This window comes from Okeania hirsuta (assembly GCF_003838195.1).
Lineage (GTDB): Bacteria > Cyanobacteriota > Cyanobacteriia > Cyanobacteriales > Microcoleaceae > Okeania > Okeania hirsuta.
Genome location: NZ_RCBY01000004.1, coordinates 48,133 through 70,516, shown reverse-complemented (window position 1 = coordinate 70,516; position 22,384 = coordinate 48,133). Strand labels below are relative to the sequence as shown.

The following is a 22,384-nucleotide window of genomic DNA, read 5'->3' as shown; positions in this document are numbered from 1 at the left end:
AAACTCACTTAGAGATTACTTATGATATCATCTACGGTTAAACAGTTATACATAAATTACCAACGCCATTCTCCTGACTACTTCTTCAGCACCGAAAAACTATATAAAACCGCCTAAAACCTACCACCTAAATTATTAATTTGAGCCGCTTCTAAAATCAAACGTTGTTCCGCACGAGCGATTGAATTATAAGTTTTATCAACAGCATCAACATTAACAGAAATAGAAGTAATACCCCACCGGATTAAATTATCTATTATTTCTGGATATAAAGCAGGAGCATCACCACAAATAGAACAAGGAATACCAGAAATTTTAGCCTGAGAAATTAATTGTTGAATGGCTCTCATTACTGCTGGTTGACGACTATCAAAAGCACTTGTCATTTGTTCTTCTTCTCGGTCTACACCTAACAATAATTGAGTTAAATCATTAGTGCCAATAGCAATACCCTGAACACCAGCTTTCACATATTCAGGTAGTAAGAATAAAACTGATGGTACTTCTGCCATAATCCAAATTTGGAAATTATTAGGTTGATTTTTCCATTTAGTTTGAATGCGACTCTGACAAAATTGAAATTCTTCTACAGAACGTACAAATGGTAAGATTAAATGAACGTTAGTATAACCCAATTCATATACTTGAGATAAAATATCTATTTCTAAATCTAGTAAACTTGGTTCTAGCATATAACTGAATGTACCATGTCGTCCTAGTATAGGATTAGAATAATTAGTCCGATGATTATGAAGATTTGCCTCGGTCTGATTATCTTGGTTTCCAGAATAATTAGTTATAAATTCTTCTGGAATTTTAGTAAATGTTTTTTCCCGATCGCTAGAGTTAAATAATCCTAAATCAAGAGAACGATAAAAGACTTGTTTAGGAGTAAAAGCTGCAGCAAATTGACTAAGTTTTTCCACCATTAGACTGACTAATTCTGATTGACGGCCTTGTTGTATCCACCATAAAGGATGATGATTTTCTAACAGTTCAATAGCCATTAACTCTGACCGTAATAATCCTACTCCATCTATCTGTGAATCTTGAATTTTTTTAATTGAATTAATTTGACTGAGATTAACGAATAGTTTAGTTCCTATTGGCGGTAAATTTTGATTTTTAAGAGAATTTTCTAGTACTGGCATCTCAAGTTTATGAGGATAATAATTATCTTCTTTTGCCAAATGTACTTCCCCATTATTACCATCAATTAATAAATGGTCACCTGTTTTAATTATATTAGTAGAATTAGTCGCTCCTACAATAGCAGGAATCCCAATTTCTCTAGCTAAAATTGCAGCATGACTTGTGATGCCACCCTGTTCAGAAATAATTCCAGAAACTTTTTTCAGTAATGGTAAATAACTGGGAATAATTACAGGCACAACTAAAATTGCTCTATCAGGAAATTCTTCTACTTCTGGAGGAATATTTTTAATAACTATAGCTTTAGCTGTTACTTTTCCTGATGATGCTACTATGCCTTTGACAATAGGATGTTCAGTATTAGGAATAGATATTGATTTTTCTTCTTTTGCTGATTGTGGCAATTTTGCCAAAGTTTTATCCTCTTGTGGAAATCTTTCAAAATCTGTGATTAAGAGTTCAATTTTTGCATCATTAGACCTTTGAGAAAAACTCCATTTTACTCCGAAATTAGTACCGATACTATTGACTATACCCTGAGTTAATTGAATTAATGATTGTAATTGCTTTTCCTCTAAAACAAATTCTTTTTGTATTTTTTCTGGCAATAAAAAAATTTGCAGTGCTGCTAAAGTTTTGGGAAAAGGAATTTGAGTATGATAATTTCCTTGCCATGTATCTGTATCGCTCACTTTAACAATTCTTGCATCAGGGTTATAAACGATAGTTTTATTACCTAATTTCTTGTTTTCTACGGTGCAATTTTCAGCAGAAATAATATAAGAATCAGGTATAACTTGTCCCAGTTCAATAGATACTCCTAAACCATGAGTTGCTTGAATTTCCCAACTATTAGTAAAAGCTTTAATATTTCCCGAAGCGATCGCTGACTGTATGGGTTGTACTATAACTACTGGTTGAAGTTGTGGAATTTCAACTTGCTGACTATGCCAATATAATAAACTTTTAGCATTAAATATTTCTGCCCAAGCTTGTTTAATTCCTGGGACAAACTCTTCCGGTATAGCTTGACAAATTATTGGTTCTAATATGCCTAAAGTTTTTAGGCGAGGAGATGCTAAGACAAGCTGAAAAATTAATACTTCGGCATTGAGATTTTTAATCGCAGACTCTAGAGATAAAAATAAGTCTGATGGTAAATCAGTAGATGCAATATTGTAGTTAATTGATTGAGAAATTTGTTGTAATTGCTGATAGTTATTGACATTAAAATGCAAGGCATAATTGGGGAATTCAAGTAATAATGGGTCAGACCAATCAATACATTGTAAAAATTGCCAAAAACTATTTGCCGGAATGACAAAACCAGAAACAATTGGATAACCTTGCTCCATGAGATGAGCTAAATAAAAAGCTCTTTCTCCCACTGTTTTCCAGTCTGAGGATTTAATTTTATCTAGCCAGTAAAACTTATGCACAAAACTATTGATTTGCTGACATCAAATGTTAAAAGTAATAGTAGTCTCTAGATTTACCTAGTTGCTCAGTATCCAACATCTTTTTACCTAACTCTAATTCTATAATTCTATCAGTAAATAATTTTGTATCAGAGTAATAGTAAATTATTAACAGATAAACATAAGAAACTATAGCAATCAGGAATCAGATGTGATAATTGAGGTGTTACTTTAAAGCATAGAATATAGTTATTCTTTATGTCTTCATTTCTTCCCTATTTCCTATTCCCTATTCCCTAAAACAAAAGTCTACAATATCTCACAACTAAAATTATATTGCTATATTTAATATTTTAGACTTTTTAAAGGTTTTCACAATGATTAAATTTCTCTGGAAAAAAATACTTAAACCATTTCTGAATATATTTCTTAAGTATAACTGTCCTCTTTGTCAGAGACCAGCAGACAGAGAGTTCTGTAAATATTGCGAAAGACAAGTTTGGCAATGTCAATTTCCTCATGGAGGACAAACATTTCCCGGAAAAATTCCAGTATTTATCTGGGGCGAGTATAAAGATAGTCTCAAACGAGCGATCGCTGCCATGAAATATCAGGATAACCCACAAATAGCAATACCTTTGGGACATTGGTTAGCGGATGGATGGTTAAATTCCCCAGTTTCCAAAAGGCAAGTAGGGACAACAACTCTTGACAAAATCGTCGTTGTACCCATTCCGATGCACAAAAAAAAGCTGAAAGAGCGAGGTTTTAATCAAGCGGAATTATTGGCAAAAAGCTTTTGTGAATTGACTGGTTTGCAGTTACGGCGAAATGGCCTGGAAAGAGTGAAGCAGACCCAAGCATTATTTGGTTTGTCCAGGGGAGAGAGGTTGAAAACGGTTAAGGATGCTTTTACTGTAGGGAAAGATTTCCGCAGGAGTCGTCCCCGTAGTTTAGTGTTGTTAGTAGATGATATTTATACAACAGGTGCAACGGTGAATTCTGCAATTAAGGTTTTGCAGAAAGCAGGTATTAAAGTTGTGGGAGTTTTAGCGATCGCGACTACTAGAAAACCAAGTCCTCATATCGTTTCACTAAAGTCAAAAGTCAAAATTCAAAAATCATAAGTCAGAAGTTAAAAGTCAGAAGTGATATTTTAGGTACTTAAAACTTTTACTATACAGTAATTTCAGCTTATTATTTGACTTCATTTGACTTCATCAGTTACCAACTATTTGTGACATTTTTTAAGTGAATTGGTATCAGAAACCACGGTTATAGCGCTACGCGCAAGTCAAAAGTCAGAAGCTAGAAGTTATCCCTGACTAACTTTGAGCATTTATAAATGTCTGCACCCCATTTGCGTAGTGCTATAAAAAGTCAGAAAGTGGTGAAAAAACCTAGTCTCCAAAATCAGAATGAGGCTAAATATAGGGGGTGGTTTGAGTTAAGTTAGGTTGGAAATATTATGTTTATATTTACTAAGGAGGAGTTAGGAGGGAAGAAGAAGGAAGAGGAGAAGAAAGTTTTTCTAACTAATTAAATGGACAGAATATTAAACCTCGTTCTTAATGGTAAAGTCTTAAATCTTTGTAGTTCATTTACCTAAAAAAGGATATGAGTGTTTTTTAGAGAAAAAATTTTGACAATAAATAGGTAACTAACGAACCTTTTAGGGAGGTCGCACAGTTGTTATCTGCTGTAGTAAATATTTATCTAAATATTCTTGATATAAATATAGGAATCCTAAATTGGTTGTGAAAATTTTTATAATAGTTAATCTGAACTGAAAACTTTTAAAACTCTGTAGGTTGCCAATCCGAAGATTCTCCTACCTGACTCCTAACTGCCATCAAAATATTACAATTTAAATAGGATTGCTTATAGTCAATATTTACACAAAGACACAATCTTATAGCAATTTATCTAAAAACAATTATCTAAATCAAAAAAGTAGTTTTTAGGTAAGCATTCAGCAGTCAGCTATCAGCTTTATTACCTTTAGTGGGCAATTTAAGCTAGTTGTTCTTGTGCTTCAATTCTTTGCTTAAAATTGTAGTAGAAGTTAAGCAAATACTTGGTTCATTCATTAAAAAACTGTTTGCGTAGCATTCCGCAGGAAGAGCTGACCACTAATAGCTGAATGCTTACCTTTTTAGTTACTTACTTTTTTGATTTATTGATCAATCAAGAAAAAAATTAAGAGCGCACAATAGATCAGATATTATTTTCATCAAGCTGCTTTTTTATTAATTGATTTTTTACAAGATTTAACCACAGTCCATTTTCCTGTTGTCGGGTCACAATATACTTTAAAAGGGTTAGATTTAAGTGATTTATAACTATTTTTAGGCTCCATAGTGTACTCCTGATTTTTTGATATATATCACTACGCAAATAGGACACAGACTTTTCTCTGCTTCCTACTTCCGGACAACCAAAATTTTCGTCAAACGCCAAAAAATGTAGTGCTATATTATTATAGTTTCAAAAAAATTACTAATACTACATTTTTAAACAAAGAATTGAAGAATAAGACAATGAGCTTAAATTGTCCACTAAAGGTCATTTCAGTTATCAGTACCTCTGCAATAAGGAGGCAAGAAAATGCGGAATTCTCTTTTCTCTTGGTCGATTAGATATAGCGAGGAAACCTGCTCTTATCAGAGCTGCTCCGAATTGCGCCATCTCTCGACCGCTTTTTATCCCCTTAAAAGCGGAGACTTTAGACCACGATTTTTCAGTAATAAAGCTGATAGCTGATAGCTGATAGCTAACCGCTGAATGATGACATTAATACATTGTTCTGAAGTTAAGAATATTTGAAGTTTTTGGTGATTTAAAAATATGAGTAAAAAGCCTAGAAAATTAAAATTTTTTTTGACAACCACTCTAGTAATAGCATCGGTCGTTAGCTTTGATTTTTTGCAAGATCTATTCAAACCAAAACCAGTTGATGCTGCTGAAAGGATAGTATTTAAAGTTCCGAATTTCACAGATTTATATATGTCTGTAGATTCTCTAGAAGTCTTTGCTAAAGAAGGAATAATTAGTAATTATTTTGCCTTTTATGCTGCTTTTATGGAAGAAGAAGATTTGGCAAATTTGCAGAAAGTATTGCAAAAACGTTTTGACATTCCCCCTGAATTAATTTCTCGTCTGACAAATATGGCAATGGGAGAAGATTTTCTCAAATATTTTGGTCAGTTAGTACAAATTAACCCCGATATTAATGGTTATGATGCGATAAGAACAGCTTTAATAGAAGCTGCATCAGATCCAGAAGAAGGATTTACTATTATCAATGTTATTAAAAAATTTCCCGCAGAAACAATCAGAATAAGTACAAATTTTTTATCTGAGTTTTCTAATGAGTTAACTACTTTTAATGAGTATCGAGATACTTCAGTTACAGCAATTATTGAACAGACAGAAAAACAAGTTGCTACAGACCCAAAAATTGATTATTCTCAACTTGCAGATTTGAGTAAACCAGGTCCCTATAAAGTCATCAAAAAATCTATTAGTTTTGAAATAAGTGGTTTACGCCAAACTTACACAGGTTTAGCAGGTTCTTATAACCTTGAAGCTGATATTTATTTACCCGCAGGAATTTCTCAACCAGTACCATTAGTAGTCTATAGTCATGGTTTTGGAGCTGAGAAAAAAAGTATTCTTTTAGCAGAACATTTAGCATCTTATGGTATTGCATTAGCTGGTGTAGAACATTTAGGTAGTGACTTAGCATATCGCCAATCTTTTTTAAAAGGAGAAGTTGATATAGATATTAGTCCTATTGAATATCTTAGCCGACCATTAGACCTGAGTTATTTATTAGATGAACTGGAAAAGTTAGTTGAAACTGACCCTGACTGGAAATCGAAACTTGACCTAAATAAAGTAGGTGCATTGGGAAATTCTTTTGGTGCAACAACAGTCTTATCTTTAGGAGGTGCAAATATTAATTTGCCCAGATTAAATCAAGAATGTGACCCGGAAAATTTGAGTTTAAATATATCAGTATTATTGCAATGTCGTGCCAATTATTTACCTCCTTCAAACTATCAGTTAAGAGACCCTCGTATCAAAGCAGTTTTTGCTTACTTTCCTCTAACAAGTGTAGTTTTCGGACCTGAAGAAATGAGAAATATTTCTGTTCCTACTCTAATGATGGGAGGTAGTCACGATCTTCTCACCCCAGGAATAGAAGAAGATGTTCATCCTTTTATTTGGATGGATAACCCAGATAAATATTTAGCTTTTTTGATTCCGGGAACTCATTTTTCTACCAGCACTTTAATACCTGGTTTGCCTGAAATATTACAGGGACCAACACCAGAAGTAGGACAGTATTATCTCAAGAACTTGAGCGTAGCTTTCTTTAAAAAATATCTAGATAATCAATCAGAATATGAACCATATTTAACTGCTTCTTATGGGAAAGTTATGAATAAAGATTCCCTAAGTTTGAATTTAATTCAATCTTTAAAAGCACAACAATTAGAAACTGCTTATGGTAATTCTCCACCAAAACCGATCGTACCTCCAACTGTTACTGCTCAAGTTCCTAAAAGACAAGAAAGTATCTTAGAAGAAATTCAAAGAACTGGAGTAATGAAAGTAGCAATTAGAAGAGACGCTACTCCTTTTGGTTATGTAAATAATACCGGAGAATGGGCTGGTTATTGTGAAGATATAATTGATGTTTTTGCTCAAAAAATTGCTCAAGAATTGAAAATTTCCACTGGAGTTAAAGTAATAAAAATTCCATCGAATCTAGAAAATCGTTTTCAGTTAGTTCAGAATGGTAATGTACATTTAGAATGCGGTCCAAATACTATTAGAGATGATGTGATAAATGTGGCTTTTTCTAATCCTTTCTTTGTCACAGGAACGAATTTTCTAGTTGCTAAAGACACAGAAATAAATCCTAATAGCAATTTAGCAGGAGTTAAAACAGGTGTCTTGAGAAATACTACTACAGAAAAATTTATTCAAACAAAATATCCTGAAACTGAAGCAATTTATTTTGAAGGTAATACAGGGGTGAATCAAGCTGTAAAATCTTTAGCTAAAGGAGAAATTCAGGCTTTTGTTAATGATGGAATTTTATCTATCGGGGAAGTAGTCAGGCAAAATTTAGATATTAATAATTACAAGTTAGTTCCAGAAAAACCTTTAACCTGTGATTTTTATGGGATGATTATTCCGAATAATGACCCAGAATGGCAAAATAAACTTAACTCTTTTATTGATGGCGATAAATCTCAACCCATTGATGAAAAATGGTTCAAAAAGTTGTTTCCTTATCAGTTAGAAAATCTAGATTATTGCGTGAATCATAAAAAGTAATTTCAGTTATCAGTTATCAGTTATCAGTTATCAGTTATCAGGTAAGCATTTCCTCCGGAATGCTGCGCAAACAACAGTCATCCATCAGCTATCAGCTATTGCTTTTAGTTTAGGATAAAAGCTTTATTAATTGTCTTACTACAAAAGTTGCTTTCCTTACTCTTAAAGTCAGTTGTTAATTTAAATACTGTTCTTAAGGAGAGAATCTTGTTGCTGATAGCTGACAGCTAATATCAGTTTTATAAATCTTTGCTACAAATATTTAGGTTACTGCTTAGGAGTCAGGAGACAGGAGTCAGGAGTCGTATGGGGATAGGTTTGATACCATTTTTTATGTAGTAATTTATCTTTTTCGTCCAATAGATATTTTCTATAAATTACTTTAATATTGCTTACTATATGTAAAATTATTTTTTCAAAATGGTATAATATCTGAATGCTTACCTTATCAGTACCTCTGTAATAAGGAGGCTTGAAATATGGAATATTCTCTTTTCTCTTAGTTGACTGGATATGGCACCTAGCCATCCCTCAACCGCTTTTTATCCCCTTAAAAGGCTATGCTTTATAAACACCTTTCTTAACATAAAATTTGATAAAATAGACAAGTTATGTATTGGCATTTGAGAGGATTTTTGCGGATAAAAAGTGCATTGAAAAATACATTTTTTTGATAACTTAAGTAGGGCTTGCTGATTAAATATCAAAGCATTTACGGATATTGATTTTAGCATTTTTTTGTCGAAAAAAGTGCAAGCTTTTCAGTCTAAAAAGCTCAAAAAGATAGTATTTTGGGATGATTATGGCAGAAAAATCAAGGGACAATTTTTCTGACTACCTCCTAATTAATTCCCCTAATTCCTGAATTCAGAATTCAGAATTCTGAATTCTGAATTCTGAATTCTGACTCCTACCCCTACCACTTATACTTTATTCAGCAAACCCTAAGTAGTTTTGCTTACCTATCTATACTCTTTCTCCCTTCTCCCCTGCTCCTTACTCCCCTGCTCCCCACAAGGTTTTCAGAAGTTCCTTATCAGGGATAGCTTAAAAGGGGAGGTTTTAAACCTTAATTATTCGGTAAATGAGTAGCAAAATTAAGCCTGATTTTTCCATCAAACGTCAGAGAAAAACTAAAAAAAGGATGTTTTTATGGTTACTGTCCCTCGTCTTAGTAACCACATCACTTGTGCTAGTAAATTTCTCAGCTAAAGCAGCAGAACAGATTCATTTTAATTACGGTTTGCTGAAAATTTCTGTATCTCTCACTGCTTTAGAAACTTATGCTGAAACAGGTAAAGTTGAAGATGATTTAAAGTTATATTTCCTATTGATAGATGCAGAAAATCAGCAAAAACTGAGAAATGTACTCCAATTTAATCTGAATATTAATCCCATGCAACTTGCTCAAGGTTTGTATTCCCCTATGGGAGAAAAATTACTCCAATATTTAGGAGAAATGATTCAAACTCAAGGTAGAAATAATGGAGCGATCGCTCTGAGAGAGGCTTTAATTAAAACTGCGAAATCTCAAGATTTTACACCTATCAATGTTTTGCAAAACTTTCCGGGAGAAGTACAGTTTAATATTCGGAAAATTCTGGCAGTAAATCGAGAATTTTCTGCCTTACTTGAAGATACAGAAAAACTACTTAAAGAAGTTAAACAAATCACATTAACCGCTGCTTCTACAGAAGAAAAAATAGATTTTTCCACATTGTAGGTTTTGTGCTGGCCTTTCTAGTTGAGAAGTTAAAAGTTAGGACTCAGTACCTTCTGACTTTATCCAAAATCTAAAAACTAAGACGTTGTAGTTATAATGAAAAGCCAATCAAAATAGAGTCGGGCGATCGCTATATTCTGAGTTGGTCTCAAACCAAAAACTAAAACGTTGTAGTTTTTGCACTAGGAAAGACCGAAGTTGGAATCAACAAAAATATTGCCTTATATTCTGAGTCTGTTTCAAACCAAAAACTAAGACGTTATAGTTTTCGTACTACCGAAAGACCGAAGTTGGAATCAACAAAAATATTGCCTTATATTCTGAGTCTGTTTCAAACCAAAAACTAAGACGTTATAGTTTTCGTACTACCGAAAGACCGAAGTTGGAATCAACAAAAATATTGCCTTATATTCTGAGTCTGTTTCAAACCAAAAACTAAGACGTTATAGTTTTCGTACTACCGAAAGACCGAAGTTGGAATCAACAAAAATATTGCCTTATATTCTGAGTCTGTTTCAAACCAAAAACTAAGACGTTATAGTTTTCGTACTACCGAAAGACCGAAGTTGGAATCAACAAAAATATTGCCTTATATTCTGAGTCTGTTTCAAACCAAAAACTAAGACGTTATAGTTTTCGTACTACCGAAAGACCGAAGTTGGAATCAACAAAAATATTGCCTTATATTCTGAGTCTGTTTCAAACCAAAAACTAAGACGTTGTAGTTTTACGGACAAGGAAAGACAGAAGTTGGAATCAACAAAAATATTGCACTATATTCTGAGTCTGTCTCAAACCAAAAACTAAGACGTTATAGTTTTCGCACTACCGAAAGACCGAAGTTGGAATCAACAAAAATATTGCTCTATAGTTAACCCACCCCTCGCCCCTCCCCCTCCCAGGAGGGGAAGTAGGGAATTTGAGCTTCGCTCCAAAAATATTTCGCCTTAAAAGGTGGGGTTGCGCGACCCAATTATTTTGATAAATAAATACTTATTACCAACTCAAGAAATTTTTTTTTGAAAATTCAAATAATTTGAGTATATAGCAAGGAACCAGTTGGTTAGGACATAGATTAATGATGAACCTTCAAGAATTAAGAATTTAGAATTACCTCTCCTTTAAAACGGATAGGATTGACTAATCATGAAATTTTTTCTTCTCTTGGTCGATTGGATATGGTTAGGAAACCCATCCATCCCACCCTACGGGAAGCTCCGCTAACGACCGCTTTTTATCCCCTTAAAAGGGGAGGCTTTATACCACAATTTTTCGGTAAGACAGAGAAATACTCTTCCCACTGTTGCCTGTTGCCTTGCCCTATAAAACTCTTGAGTGGCCCAACACTTTGTTAAATTGAAAATTGAGATAATATTTCTGTTATATCCCCCTATATTTGGCTGCTGAAAATGTACACTCACTCCAATCAATTGCAAGTAGTTTTACCTAGCTTAAAAGAAGCAGGAATTACTCAACGAATAGCCTTGGGACATATCTACAAAATCAAATTCCTGAATAACGATTTATTAGTAATCTGCGCCAGTGGTGGTACTAGCTTATACGATATTAATAATTGGCAACGACTGTGGGATATCGACTCCCCGGCAAAATGTGGCACAATAAGTCACGATGGTACAACACTAGCATTAGGTTGGGGTCAAAAAATTTATATTTGGGATTTACGGCAAAGGCAACTTTTGCGACAACTGCAAATACAAACTGATGATGATATAACAATAACTTGTATTGCCATTAGTTCTCAAGGTCAGTTTCTTGCCTGTGGAGATAATAAAGGTACTGTCAGGTTTTGGAATTTAGCATCGACAACAGAGACTCCAGCGATACAATTATCTTATTCTGAAGAAGAGTTAGAAGTAGTGAGTGTAGCGATCGCCTCCCATGGTAAATTTCTAGCAGCTACATTTATAGATATAGGTGATCTTATAGTCTGGGAAATAACATCTGCAACTCAAGTAAAAACGATGGCAGGGGAAACAGACTTTCCCTCTAATTTTGTATTTTCTAGTCCAGACGGCAGATTAATTGTTTGCGGGAGTAATGGTTTACATATATGGGATATGGTAGCAGGAACCGAGTCAAAATTTCTTGACTCATGGCATAACAATGCTGCTATTAGCTCTGACAGTCGCCTCCTAGCTGCTGATAATCAAATCTGGGAGTTGGCATCGCAAAGAAACATAGTCACATTACCCGGTCATCCTAATTACATTGGTAGTATTGCCTTTAGTCCTAATAGTGAATTTTTGGCTGCTAGCAGTTACGATCGAGTAAATATTTTAGAAATTCCATCGGGAAAAACGATGACAGTGCTGGAAACTCAAACAAATTTTTTCATCAAAAAAGTGGCTTTTAGTTCTGATGGAAAATTTCTAGCTATTGTCAGTCGTAATCAAATCCAATTATGGAATATCCTTTCTGGAGAAAAGATCGAAACAATAGTCTCAGATATGGAGTGGGTGCAAACAGTTACATCTAATAACTCAGATGATTATTGTTTTGCTTTTGGCAGTAGTCTGATTTCTGATGGCAACTTTAATCAGATATGCTTGTGGAAAAATCAATCAAAAACTTATATTCAGATACCGCGAAATAGTTGCCCGAAAATTATTGCTATCAGTCCAGACCTAAAATTAGTAGCGTTTATTAATTCAGAACATCATCTAAATTTATGGGAAATTGCATCAAAGCAAGTAGTCAAAAGTTTTTTGGGACATACAGACTATATTCAAAGTGTTGTGTTTAGTTCTGACGGTAAGTTTATGGTCTCTGGTAGCGATGATGGTACTGTGAGGTTATGGGATATTGCTTCTGAGACAGAAATCAATATTTTGGAGAGTCGCGTTAATTGCATAAGTAATGTTGCGTTCAGTAACGATGGTCAGTTTCTAAGCTTTAGCAGTTGCGAGCAAGTGCATTTATGGAATATGGTATCTCAGGATGAAGTTACAATTTTAGAAGGATATGACAACTCAGTAGAGAGTGTTGCAATAAGTCCCGATAGTCGATTTTTGGCTGCTGGAGATAGGGATGGTATTGTCAAATTATGGGATACAAAATCAGCTACAGAAATTAAGGTATTGGCTGGACATACAGATGCTGTGAATGATATTGCTTTTAGTCCAGACAGTAAAATGATTGCGACTGGGAGTGAGGATGGAACAGTGAGATTATGGCAAATTTAGAAGATATAGCAGAAGGAAGAAGGCGTTTGGTTATCTAGGAGAGAGGGGAGAAGAGACGTTGCATAATTGCGGGATGATAATCACATTTGCACCTATCTGAAAATGTTGATAGATCAAAACAAATTTTTTGACACATATCAAAATCATCCTATGATGATGCAACGCCCAATTTTAATCTAAACTAAAATAAATTCTGACTTTAAACCTAAATGATAAGTAAGCTGTCTAATTTCTTGCTCGTATATAGGATTCATAATAATAATTATTTCTGGTTGATAATCTTTTAAAAATTCTGGAGAAACAATCTTTTGAGCAGCTCCAGCAATATACATTCCTTGTTTGCGAGAATTTAGGTCTACAACATATTCAATATCATTATATTCTTTCAATAAATTTAAAAAAGTTACACCTTTTGAACCAGCACCCCAAACTACTACTTTTTGATGTTTTTTAGTTATTTCATCAAATTTTTGTTGCCATTTGTTAATTAATTGATTAAAAAGATGATTAAATTTAACAGCTCCATCACTAATATTTTCCACCTCAGAAATTATTTTACTTTCTTCCTTTGCACTTGTTGTAGCAGGAACAGCTTCCAAACATAAAAATTGCCCCTCAAAAGTTTCATAAACATCTTTCTTTTTTCTTATTCCTTCTTGCTTCTTCTTTCTTCCCTCCTGACTCGGTCCTCCTGACTCCTCCGTCGTTTATTTATAAGTATTCAACCGGACATGATATAACCTCATATTTTGGCACAGTTATAGTTGAATTTATACTCAGCAGCAGTGAGCAAGTCTTTTTGAGCACTATAGCGCTGCGCGCAGGCAAAAGGCAACAGGCAACAGGCAACCCACCCCTCGCCCCTCCCCCTCCCAGGAGGGGAATAAAAATCTGTTTGCGCAAGCATTCCGTAGGAATCATATAAGACTTTTAGCTATTGGACACCTCCTGTAATTTGTAAATATGCCAGCGCACATTGCTATATCAATACTTACTCAAGTTTTCTAACTTTTACATACTACATTTTGTCGTGCGGAATGTGGGATTTAAGGAACGTCCCTACTGTGGTCTACCGTGCAGGAAAACCGCTGTAATGCTGAGTGCTAGAGTTGGTAAACATACTGAGCAGTTCATTGAGGAATTGATCGTCAACACAGAAGGGAAAATTAACTCTAAACAATGGCATACTGATGATTGAGGAGGGTATGAAGGAGTTCTACCCCCATTGGTAGAACACATCATTGGTAAAGACCAGACACAGTAATTGGAAGGCACAAATGGAATTATCATACAGCAGACTAGTCGATGGTATTGCCAACAGAATAAATTTGGCAAGTTCTGGCAACAAATGGAGGTAACAGTAAGCTTGGCGTTCGCGGAGCGTGGCGAAACGCTGTATCCCCTACTTCAATTGGATTTGGGTTCATAGTAGAAAGGATAGTACAGCAGCACAAAGGGCAGGATTAGCAGTTGCTCCTTGGAAGTGGAAAGACTTAATTGCTTTTCCCACACTTTGCGCTCTGCACTACCGAATATTTTTTCCAGACGGTATAAGCTACCAGCTAGTTAAAATATAATATCATCATCAAGTTCAAGGTCTTCATTTTTTTCTGGCTCATCTATGCCAATATTACTATCTTCAGACTCAAAAATCTGAGAGTTAACCGATAACTGAGAAGACTCTGATGCAGCAGATAAATCAGTTTTATCTGCTGATTTAATTAACTCTATATCTACTATTTCTCCCTGAAAAAAATCAGCTATTCGGCGAGTGGCAACTGCTACAGTTTGTCTTTCTTTTTCAGGAGATTTTTCCTGTTTCGCTACATTATCCAACTGTGGTTGAAACAAAGAAATATCTGGCATAGATCTGTTTTCTCTGTCCGATTTTATTGTATTAGATTTTTGGATTGTTTCTGGTTCATCTTCTATAACTTCATCATCAGAGTTAGAGGTTTCTTGATGTTTTTCATGGTTAGTTATGTTTCTTTCTCTTCTACTATTATTGGGATAAATATTTTCACTAACACTTTGATTTTTTCCCTTGGTATTTGTTACTTCTACTTTAACTTTTACCGCAGTCTTAAAAACCTTCTCAAACCCAGCTTCAATATTAGCAACTTTAGACATTACCATTTTCTGCCATTTATCAGAACTAACACCAATACGCGCTACTTGATTGTTAAACCCTAATAATATAACTTGAGGCTGAGGTTGAAGTAGTAACTGTTGGGTACTTAATTTAACTTCAGCAAGTACCCTTTGCCAAATTTCTTGTAAATCAACTTCTTTAGGATTAACATTAACAGCTTCCGAAGGAACTAAATTTTCCTCATTTTTTGATGCAGTCGGAATTTCTTTTACCTCCGATATTTTCTGTTTTGGAGGTGAATAAATAGGAGGCTTTGCTTGTGGTTGACTAGAACTTTTAGAAGTACTTTGAACCGAAATATTTTGACTTGTTTGTCTTTGAGGTAACTGTTCGACTATTACCCTCGAACTTGCCAATGCAGCAGGCAATAATCCCAACAAAGTGACCTCCAACCATAAACGAGGTTGAGTCGTATTTTTAATTTGTACTTCAGAAGTTTGTAAATGCTTTTGACCGGCTAAAATAGTGCTAATATCCCATGTTTGAGAAACTTGACAAAGTTGTTCCCAAGTAGATTTTGTCAACGCCACTAAATTTCCATTTGTCGGTGCAGTTTTTGCTATTAATAAATCTCGGTAAAATCCTGCTAAATTTTGTAATACAATAATCGGTTCTCGACCCCGATCCATTATTTGACGAGTACATTCCAAAACTTCCGTAGAATTATCAGAGGCGATCGCTTCTAAAAGTAACATTAAATCTCGCTCTGGCACTGCCCCTACCAAGTCCCATACTCGTTCAACTGTAATCTCACCTGCCAATAAACTCAACTGGTCTAACAAACTTTCTGCATCTCGCAGTCCACCTTGAGCAATTTGAGCTATCATTTGGACAGCTTCAGTGGTAATTTCAATTTTTTCTTCCGTAGCAATTTTTTGCAAGTGTCCAACCATCGCTTCTAGAGGAATTCTGCGAAAGTCAAACCTTTGACAACGGGAGATAATAGTCGGTAAAACTCTCTGAGGGTCTGTAGTTGCCAGAATAAAGACCACTCGGTTTGGTGGCTCTTCTAAAGTTTTGAGTAGAGCATTAAAAGCTGACACAGATAACATATGGACTTCATCGACCACATATACCTTATAACGACATTGAACAGGTGCAAACTGGGATCTTTCAATCAATTCCCGAATGTTGTCCACACCAGTATTGCTAGCTGCATCAATTTCTATTACGTCCAGAGTTGACCCTTTTGTAATACCTATACAAACATCACAAGTACCACAAGGACTGGGGGTAGGATGGTCATGGGAGAGACAGTTGAGAGATTTGGCAAAAATTCTGGCGCTGGAAGTTTTCCCTGTACCTCTCGGTCCTGTGAATAGATATGCTGGAGCTATTCGTTCAGTATGGATAGCATTTGTGAGGGTTTGGGCGATCGCTTCCTGACCCACTAAGTCAGCAAAAGTCTGAGGACGATATTTGTGATGGAGGGGTTTGTAGGCCACAATTCAGAAATAAGAATGATTTCGTATATTCTAGTTTGATTAAAGTAATCAGCAATACTAATTTCTTGTTTTTTTTCAGTATTTCTGCTGAAAATTTTGATGATATTTTAGTTATATTGTCTATGACAATTTATTCCTTTACAAAGGTTTTAACAATTTATGTATTTTCCCTAATTTATATAAAGTATAATATTTACTATTACTATTATAGAGTAGTAGTTCAAAGATTTTAAATATCTTACTTAATTTTTGTGCATAAATTAAATGTATGTCTAATTTCTAATATGATTCCTAAATGATGAGTTAACTTTTAGAAAAATTTTTTGAATAGCCTTGATTTTTTGAGTAATCTTGAAAAAGTTCTAACTTAATTTAGAATTGCCTATCAATTTCTATGAGGCTGGAAAATTGGCTAGCTGGTTTAGGATTTATTTTTGATTATTTAGACAATCAATCTTTACTTGACAATAAGCATTCAGCAGTCAGCTATTAGCTATCAGCTATTGCTTTTAGTTTACGATCAAAGCTTTATTAATTGTCTTACTACAAAAGTTATATCCCTTGCCCTTAAAGTCTATATTAATTTCAACACTGTCCTTAAGGAGAGATCCTTGTTGCTGAGAGCATACAGCTAATAGCTATTTGCACAGCATTCCGCAGGAAATGCTTACACTTTACAGAAAATCAAACAAAAAAACTCTAGATTTTATATGATACTTTGTGGATAAAATCAATCAAAAGCTAGTGGATAACCATGAGATATTATCAGAATTTAAGGCGGCCTAAAAACAGATAAAAATAAGACAAATTTATAGTTTATTTTCTGTAATATATTTAAAATTCAAATTATCAAGATGCTTACTATACCTGTAATTGTAGTAATTTTTAACCTGTTTATAGTTTTTTAGCCAATCAATAACTTCAACTATTTTCTACCAACTATAACCATCAGGTATTTATCCTGAAAATATTAACTCCCTGATTTTAACTTTAAATTTCTGTAAATTAATTGTCAAATTTTATTTAAAACCTATGTTAACACCAATTACTATTGTGGAACCAAGGTTAACCCAAGCTTCACCAGCACCACAAGTAACTTTGCAAAAATCAGAATATATTTGGATGGCTGCATCTGGACTACTATTACTATTAGTGATTATTATGGGTATATTCCACCAAGTAAAAATGAAGCAATTTAATAAAAAACTAAATATGGAAGGATTTAGAAATAAAGACCTGCGTAAAAAATATAAATTGGCTGTAGCAACTATCTCAAAAATGGAAAAAAATCCTGACCTAATCCATTCGCGAGAGTTTAACTTAGACTACTTAAGAATGCGGATGGTAGAGGAAGTTTTTCACTTTGCTATTGTCAATCAAATTAAGGTAAAAGTTAAACAACAAATTAGTATTGTATTGCGTCCTACTCCATTAGCAGCAGGAGAAAAAGGAAACCCAAGTGGGCGACAAATTGATTCTATGTTTGATGTAGAATATGATACTGGGGAACCAGGCAAAGATCTGAAAAAAAGAGTGTTATTTCGGGTGTCAATCAAACTAACAAAATTACCAACTCAGGCAACTTCTCAAACTATTAATCAAATTATTGATTGTTTAGAAACCTACCTTAGTCCTAGTGACGATCATGATAATTGGACTCCTACTATTCAAGGTCGAATTGTACATATTGATTGGGATCAAAAAGCAAAACCAACACCGATGTTGGTACTAGAGCAATCTAATGATGGAGTTCTATTTCGTACTAACCGACCAGCAGCAAGAAATGTTAGTCCACCTCCACCTCCACCTCCACCTCCACCTCCACCTCCACCTCCATTCAGATCAACTGTAAGTAAAAGAAATACTACTAAAGGAGCAAGAATGCAGGTATCTACAAAAGGGAAAATAAAAGGTGCAATTAAAAATAATGTTAAAAATACTAAAGGAGCAAGAATGCAGGTATCTGCAAAAAGGAAAACAAAAGGTGCAATTAAAGGTAGTGTATCAAGAAAGTGTGGAAATGATTCATAATGCCCATGTACGCGCATATAGAAACCTCACAAGTCAGTAGTGACGAATTTTGGTCATTTGTCCAAAAAAAAGCGAGTGCGTAATTCTGGGATCTCCCCAGAATGTAAGACGGACTCAAAACACAAAAACACTGTCAGATGAATGAATTGACACTCATGTGATTGTTGGATTGGGATGACTCAAGCATCCAGAACGTGGATTAATTTTGGCCACTCGTGTCAGCAAACACACTGACCAGTTCCGATACAGAATTAATCACCAACACAGAAGGGAAAACTAACTGACTGGCAGTGGCATACTGATGATTAGGGTGGGTATGAGCGAGTTTTGCCTCCAGAAGTAAAGCATATCAAGTTTAAAGACCAGACACAGCAGATAGGTAGGTGGCATCGCACCCCAGAATAAATTTGGTAAGGTCTGGGCACAGACAGAGATAACGGTTAGGTTAGCATTCGCGGAGCGTGGCATCAGCAGTATGGCCTACTTCAATTGGATTTGGGTTCATAGTCGCAAAGAAAATACTGCTGCACAAACAGCTGAGGAACGCGTTCGCGGAGCATTGCAGAGCGCAGTATCACTCCTTAGAGTTGGAACGACCTAATTACTTCTCCCACACTTTGCGCTCTGCACTACCCAATTAAAAATAATGCTAAAAATACTCAAATTCGGAAATAATTAAAGTCAGGAAAAAGGAACAAAGAAGAAGAAAAGCAGACTTCAGGAATCATGTAGTGTAGCGAAATGTTAATGAGTGGAAATTGACTAGTTTGATTTTATTGTGTTTAAATATGCCTAGCTTAACAGGTAAAAATCTTCAATTTTAACTATCAGGTTAGCAACATTTAATATCATGTCCGGTAGCATCGGTATTGTATAGCAAGAGTAGGGAACACCGGAGCTGGGAACAGGGAACAGTCAGGAATACTTAAGAGCAAGAAAAAAACTTAAATTTCCTGTAGATATTCACCTTTGGGTTTACACAAACGCGCCCCAGCGGACATGATATAACGAAGTCAGAAGTCAGAAGTCAGAAGTCAGAAATCAGAAGTTATTTTTGTAACGGGGAATTTGAGCAAGGTTCCAAAAATATTTCGCCTTAAAAGGCGGGGTTGCGCGACCCAATTATATCATGTCCGGTAGCATCGGTATTGTATAGCAAGGGTAGGGAACACCGGAACAGGGAACACCGGAGCTGGGAACAGGGAACAGGCAAGAATACTTAAGAGCAAGAAAAAAACTTAAATTTCCTGTAGATATTCACCTTTGGGTTTACACGAACGCGCCCCAGCGGACATGATATTATTTTGATAAAATGCGATAATTGCGAGTAAAAATAAATATAATTTTCTTCTTTTTACTAGCTAAATTTTGCAGAATTTAAACTATCATAATTTAAACTATATTTATACCAGATTTACTATCTAAAGCAACCGTGGGTTCATCTACTGCAATACTAACTTAGGTTTAATTATTAAAGCATGAGCGATCGCTACCCTTTACTTTTGCTCGCTATATAAACTCTTAGGGTAGTAATGTACTCATTCTCCTAATCCTATTAATTCTAAAAATTTCTATGATTTGATGGAGAGTTTCTGCCTAAAAAATTGGGGTGAAATTCTCAATACATTTGCACATTTTGCGTCGCATTTATAGCAGGGAATAGAGAAAATGGGTGTCACCCCGCGTCGGCGACAGATGCAAGCGGTCAGAACCCGGTAAGGTTTCCTCGTCTGGAAATACTTTCAGCCGAAAAAGTGTTTCATTCTTATTTGAAATTACTATACAATTTAGATTAGCTACTGACTCTCGAATTTGTTGAGTTGTAGATATGTTTAATCGAAGGTCTCTACAATCTTTAATATATATTAAATACCATGTCCGGATGATTAAATATAGTAAAAATGTTCTCCTCTCAATCTGGAAGGAATATCCCAAACTTCTGCTCCGTTTCCAGTGTTCCCTCTTGAATTTACACCTACCAACTAAGAACTTTATTCTCACTAATTAAGCGGACATGATATAACAAATCAAAAAAAATTATTCGCAATTTCTTTTGTAATCATTAATCAGGACTATCAAATAATACAGTTGTCAAATAATAATCTGTCCATTCAGGCCCAAAAGCTTTTTCCAAGACTCGGCGAGTTTTGTCGTTTTGTCTCTGCTGACTAGAGTAATGGCGTTGAGCTTTAAGAATCTCAAGTTGTTGTTCTGAGGTAACAGGTTTTTGGGCGATCGCTTGTTGGCAATGTATTTCTAGGTAAGATTCCACTATAGATAGAAATTTTTGTTCTTCGTCTAAATCACTAGGTCGTATGAATAGACAAAATTCTGAAAATATTTCGCCCCATTTAGGAAGTTGGCGAGGATAAGAAAATTCTTTTATTGGTAAGTTTTTAAGTTGGTAATTATAGACTTGTGGCAGTTTCCTTTCTTGATTGAGGGGTGATAGATCGACTACTGCTGCACTTATTTGACCTCTTGCTCCCACTAAATCTGTGCCAAATATAGGTAGGGCATAACTTGTTCTAGGAAACATTACGCAGTGTAATATATCTAAGCTTTGACCTACTTTGGCCAGTTCCAGATGTAGCTTGCGGAACTGGGAGGTTTGATAACATTTGTTTTCTATTGTTAGTTTTTCTCCTTCGAGACGGCCTTCTACATACCCTAGTTCTGCGGGTAGGTAATATGGTTGTAAGTCCAGGTAACGTTGCCAAATTGCTTCTATGGTATCTGCTAGTTGGCATATTAAGGGGTGCTGTTGTTCTCGTAGTGATGGAATTGATGTTTTTAACATTCTAGTTATAGGCCAATTAGGTGTAATTTTACTATCTTAGCTTTTTTAGATTTTAGATACTTACTTAATTAGTAGTTTGTATATTCATTAGAATCCCACAATTCTACCTCATTGTCTCAATAAAAATCAGAAATCGAAAGGAGAAATTATTATAAATAGAAAGTGAGGTGAAAATTGATGGTGAACTTGGGAAGTATTTTCTTGTTTTCTGAATACTGCGATTGCTGTCTAGCATATAACGGTGTTCAAAGTTATTAATTTTTCAATTCTTAACACCATATATTGTTACTTTCCTAAATACTAAATTATCTCCTAATCAGAGTTTTACTTAGATTTTAATTATATAGTAAATATGACTAAAATTTAACCTATATTTACAATCTCAAAGGTATTGAAAAGCTATTCAGTGAAGTTTCGTTAAATTAACTTGCATAGTTGATTGATAGTGCTAAATTAAAAACATGAAGAAGCAAAAAGGCTTCTTTAGCAGATGTCAAAAGTTAAAATAATAACTTAGGAGGTAACAAAAAACTGTTTAACCTGTTCATCATCTGTTCATTTAGATTCCAACAGCTACCAACGGTGGTTGATATTTCCTCAAATATTTGTAGGGGAGCAATGAATTTGAATTTTTGAAAAATTCTAACTCTATTTAATATTGAATAATGTAGAGGAAATTACTCAGCCAAGGAGGAAAAAAAAAGCTGTTAAATTTTAAGTTAATCTCAATACAAAGTCGGAATAACACCCATCTAGAAAGCGAATACTTCCTAAAAATTTGGGATTAGTACAGTGAATTTAAAGCTGTGCATCCAAGACCTAAAGAGGAAAAAAGGAAGTAATAAAGTGAGTATAGGTGGGTGTTATTGTTTGAAAAGATTGACTTAAAAAAATAAAGTAAAGTTTCGTTAAATTGTCTTGTAATTATTAGTAACAGTGTTAGATTAGTAATTGAAGCAGCAAAGCTTCAAACATTCATAACCTCATCTTCTTCGATCAAAGAGTTATAACTTAATACTGAGTGTTAAGGTTTTGACCGAGAAACAGGTTGTTGTCAACCTTAATTGTTAGTTAAGTAGTTGACATTAAAAATAAGGAGGAAAAAAAT

General features: G+C 34.7%; 10 protein-coding genes. 5 read left to right on the top strand and 5 right to left on the bottom strand.

The window, feature by feature from the left end; translation table 11 throughout:
- Positions 1 to 113: 113 nt before the first annotated feature.
- Entirely contained in the window at positions 114 to 2,591 is a 2,478-nt protein-coding gene (locus D5R40_RS01480; RefSeq protein ID WP_124154153.1) for a putative PEP-binding protein, read from the bottom strand.
- Between the two features lie 356 nt (positions 2,592 to 2,947).
- On the opposite strand from D5R40_RS01480, the gene D5R40_RS01475 reads away from it, so the two are divergent.
- The 4 genes from D5R40_RS01475 (at position 2,948) to D5R40_RS01460 (ending at position 12,848) form a co-directional block, all read left to right on the top strand.
- Positions 2,948 to 3,697, top strand: coding sequence for a ComF family protein (locus D5R40_RS01475; RefSeq protein ID WP_124146346.1), 750 nt, complete (start codon positions 2,948 to 2,950; stop codon positions 3,695 to 3,697).
- A 1,720-nt stretch (positions 3,698 to 5,417) separates the two neighbouring features.
- Complete coding sequence (locus D5R40_RS01470) at positions 5,418 to 7,922, top strand: alpha/beta hydrolase (RefSeq protein ID WP_124146345.1); 2,505 nt, start codon at positions 5,418 to 5,420, stop codon at positions 7,920 to 7,922.
- 1,144 nt (positions 7,923 to 9,066) lie between these two features.
- Positions 9,067 to 9,645 carry an alpha/beta hydrolase gene (locus D5R40_RS01465; protein WP_161564903.1) on the top strand — a complete coding sequence of 193 codons (579 nt, stop codon included), beginning with the start codon at positions 9,067 to 9,069 and terminating at the stop codon, positions 9,643 to 9,645.
- 1,409 nt (positions 9,646 to 11,054) lie between these two features.
- Positions 11,055 to 12,848, top strand: coding sequence for a WD40 repeat domain-containing protein (locus tag D5R40_RS01460; protein WP_124154152.1), 1,794 nt, complete (start codon positions 11,055 to 11,057; stop codon positions 12,846 to 12,848).
- Positions 12,849 to 13,024: 176 nt separating this feature from the next.
- Here D5R40_RS01460 and D5R40_RS01455 read toward each other — a convergent pair whose 3' ends face one another.
- The 3 genes from D5R40_RS01455 to D5R40_RS01450 form a co-directional block, all read right to left on the bottom strand.
- Positions 13,025 to 13,447 carry a Rossmann-fold NAD(P)-binding domain-containing protein gene (locus D5R40_RS01455; RefSeq protein WP_161564902.1) on the bottom strand — a complete coding sequence of 141 codons (423 nt, stop codon included), beginning with the start codon at positions 13,445 to 13,447 and terminating at the stop codon, positions 13,025 to 13,027.
- A gap of 699 nt (positions 13,448 to 14,146) precedes the next feature.
- Positions 14,147 to 14,275, bottom strand: coding sequence for a hypothetical protein (locus D5R40_RS40655; protein WP_282433596.1), 129 nt, complete (start codon positions 14,273 to 14,275; stop codon positions 14,147 to 14,149).
- Between the two features lie 139 nt (positions 14,276 to 14,414).
- A complete protein-coding gene (locus D5R40_RS01450; protein WP_124146341.1) occupies positions 14,415 to 16,445 on the bottom strand; it encodes a DNA polymerase III subunit gamma/tau in 2,031 nt (676 codons plus the stop codon).
- 1,032 nt (positions 16,446 to 17,477) lie between these two features.
- Between D5R40_RS01450 and D5R40_RS01445 the strand changes: the two genes are divergently transcribed.
- Positions 17,478 to 18,476 carry a hypothetical protein gene (locus tag D5R40_RS01445; protein ID WP_240039098.1) on the top strand — a complete coding sequence of 333 codons (999 nt, stop codon included), beginning with the start codon at positions 17,478 to 17,480 and terminating at the stop codon, positions 18,474 to 18,476.
- Positions 18,477 to 20,538: 2,062 nt separating this feature from the next.
- On the opposite strand, the gene D5R40_RS01440 is transcribed toward D5R40_RS01445, so the two are convergent.
- Entirely contained in the window at positions 20,539 to 21,276 is a 738-nt protein-coding gene (locus D5R40_RS01440; RefSeq protein WP_124146340.1) for a phycocyanobilin:ferredoxin oxidoreductase, read from the bottom strand.
- Positions 21,277 to 22,384: the final 1,108 nt, after the last annotated feature.

What these genes read in the sequence shown, in the direction of transcription:
- D5R40_RS01475 (WP_124146346.1), top strand. Translation starts at nt 2,948, where the DNA reads ATGATTAAATTTCTCTGGAAAAAAATACTTAAACCATTTCTGAATATA.
- D5R40_RS01470 (WP_124146345.1), top strand. Translation starts at nt 5,418, where the DNA reads ATGAGTAAAAAGCCTAGAAAATTAAAATTTTTTTTGACAACCACTCTA.
- D5R40_RS01465 (WP_161564903.1), top strand. Translation starts at nt 9,067, where the DNA reads ATGTTTTTATGGTTACTGTCCCTCGTCTTAGTAACCACATCACTTGTG.
- D5R40_RS01460 (WP_124154152.1), top strand. Translation starts at nt 11,055, where the DNA reads ATGTACACTCACTCCAATCAATTGCAAGTAGTTTTACCTAGCTTAAAA.
- D5R40_RS40655 (WP_282433596.1), bottom strand. Translation starts at nt 14,275, where the DNA reads ATGAACCCAAATCCAATTGAAGTAGGGGATACAGCGTTTCGCCACGCT.
- D5R40_RS01445 (WP_240039098.1), top strand. Translation starts at nt 17,478, where the DNA reads ATGTTAACACCAATTACTATTGTGGAACCAAGGTTAACCCAAGCTTCA.
- D5R40_RS01440 (WP_124146340.1), bottom strand. Translation starts at nt 21,276, where the DNA reads ATGTTAAAAACATCAATTCCATCACTACGAGAACAACAGCACCCCTTA.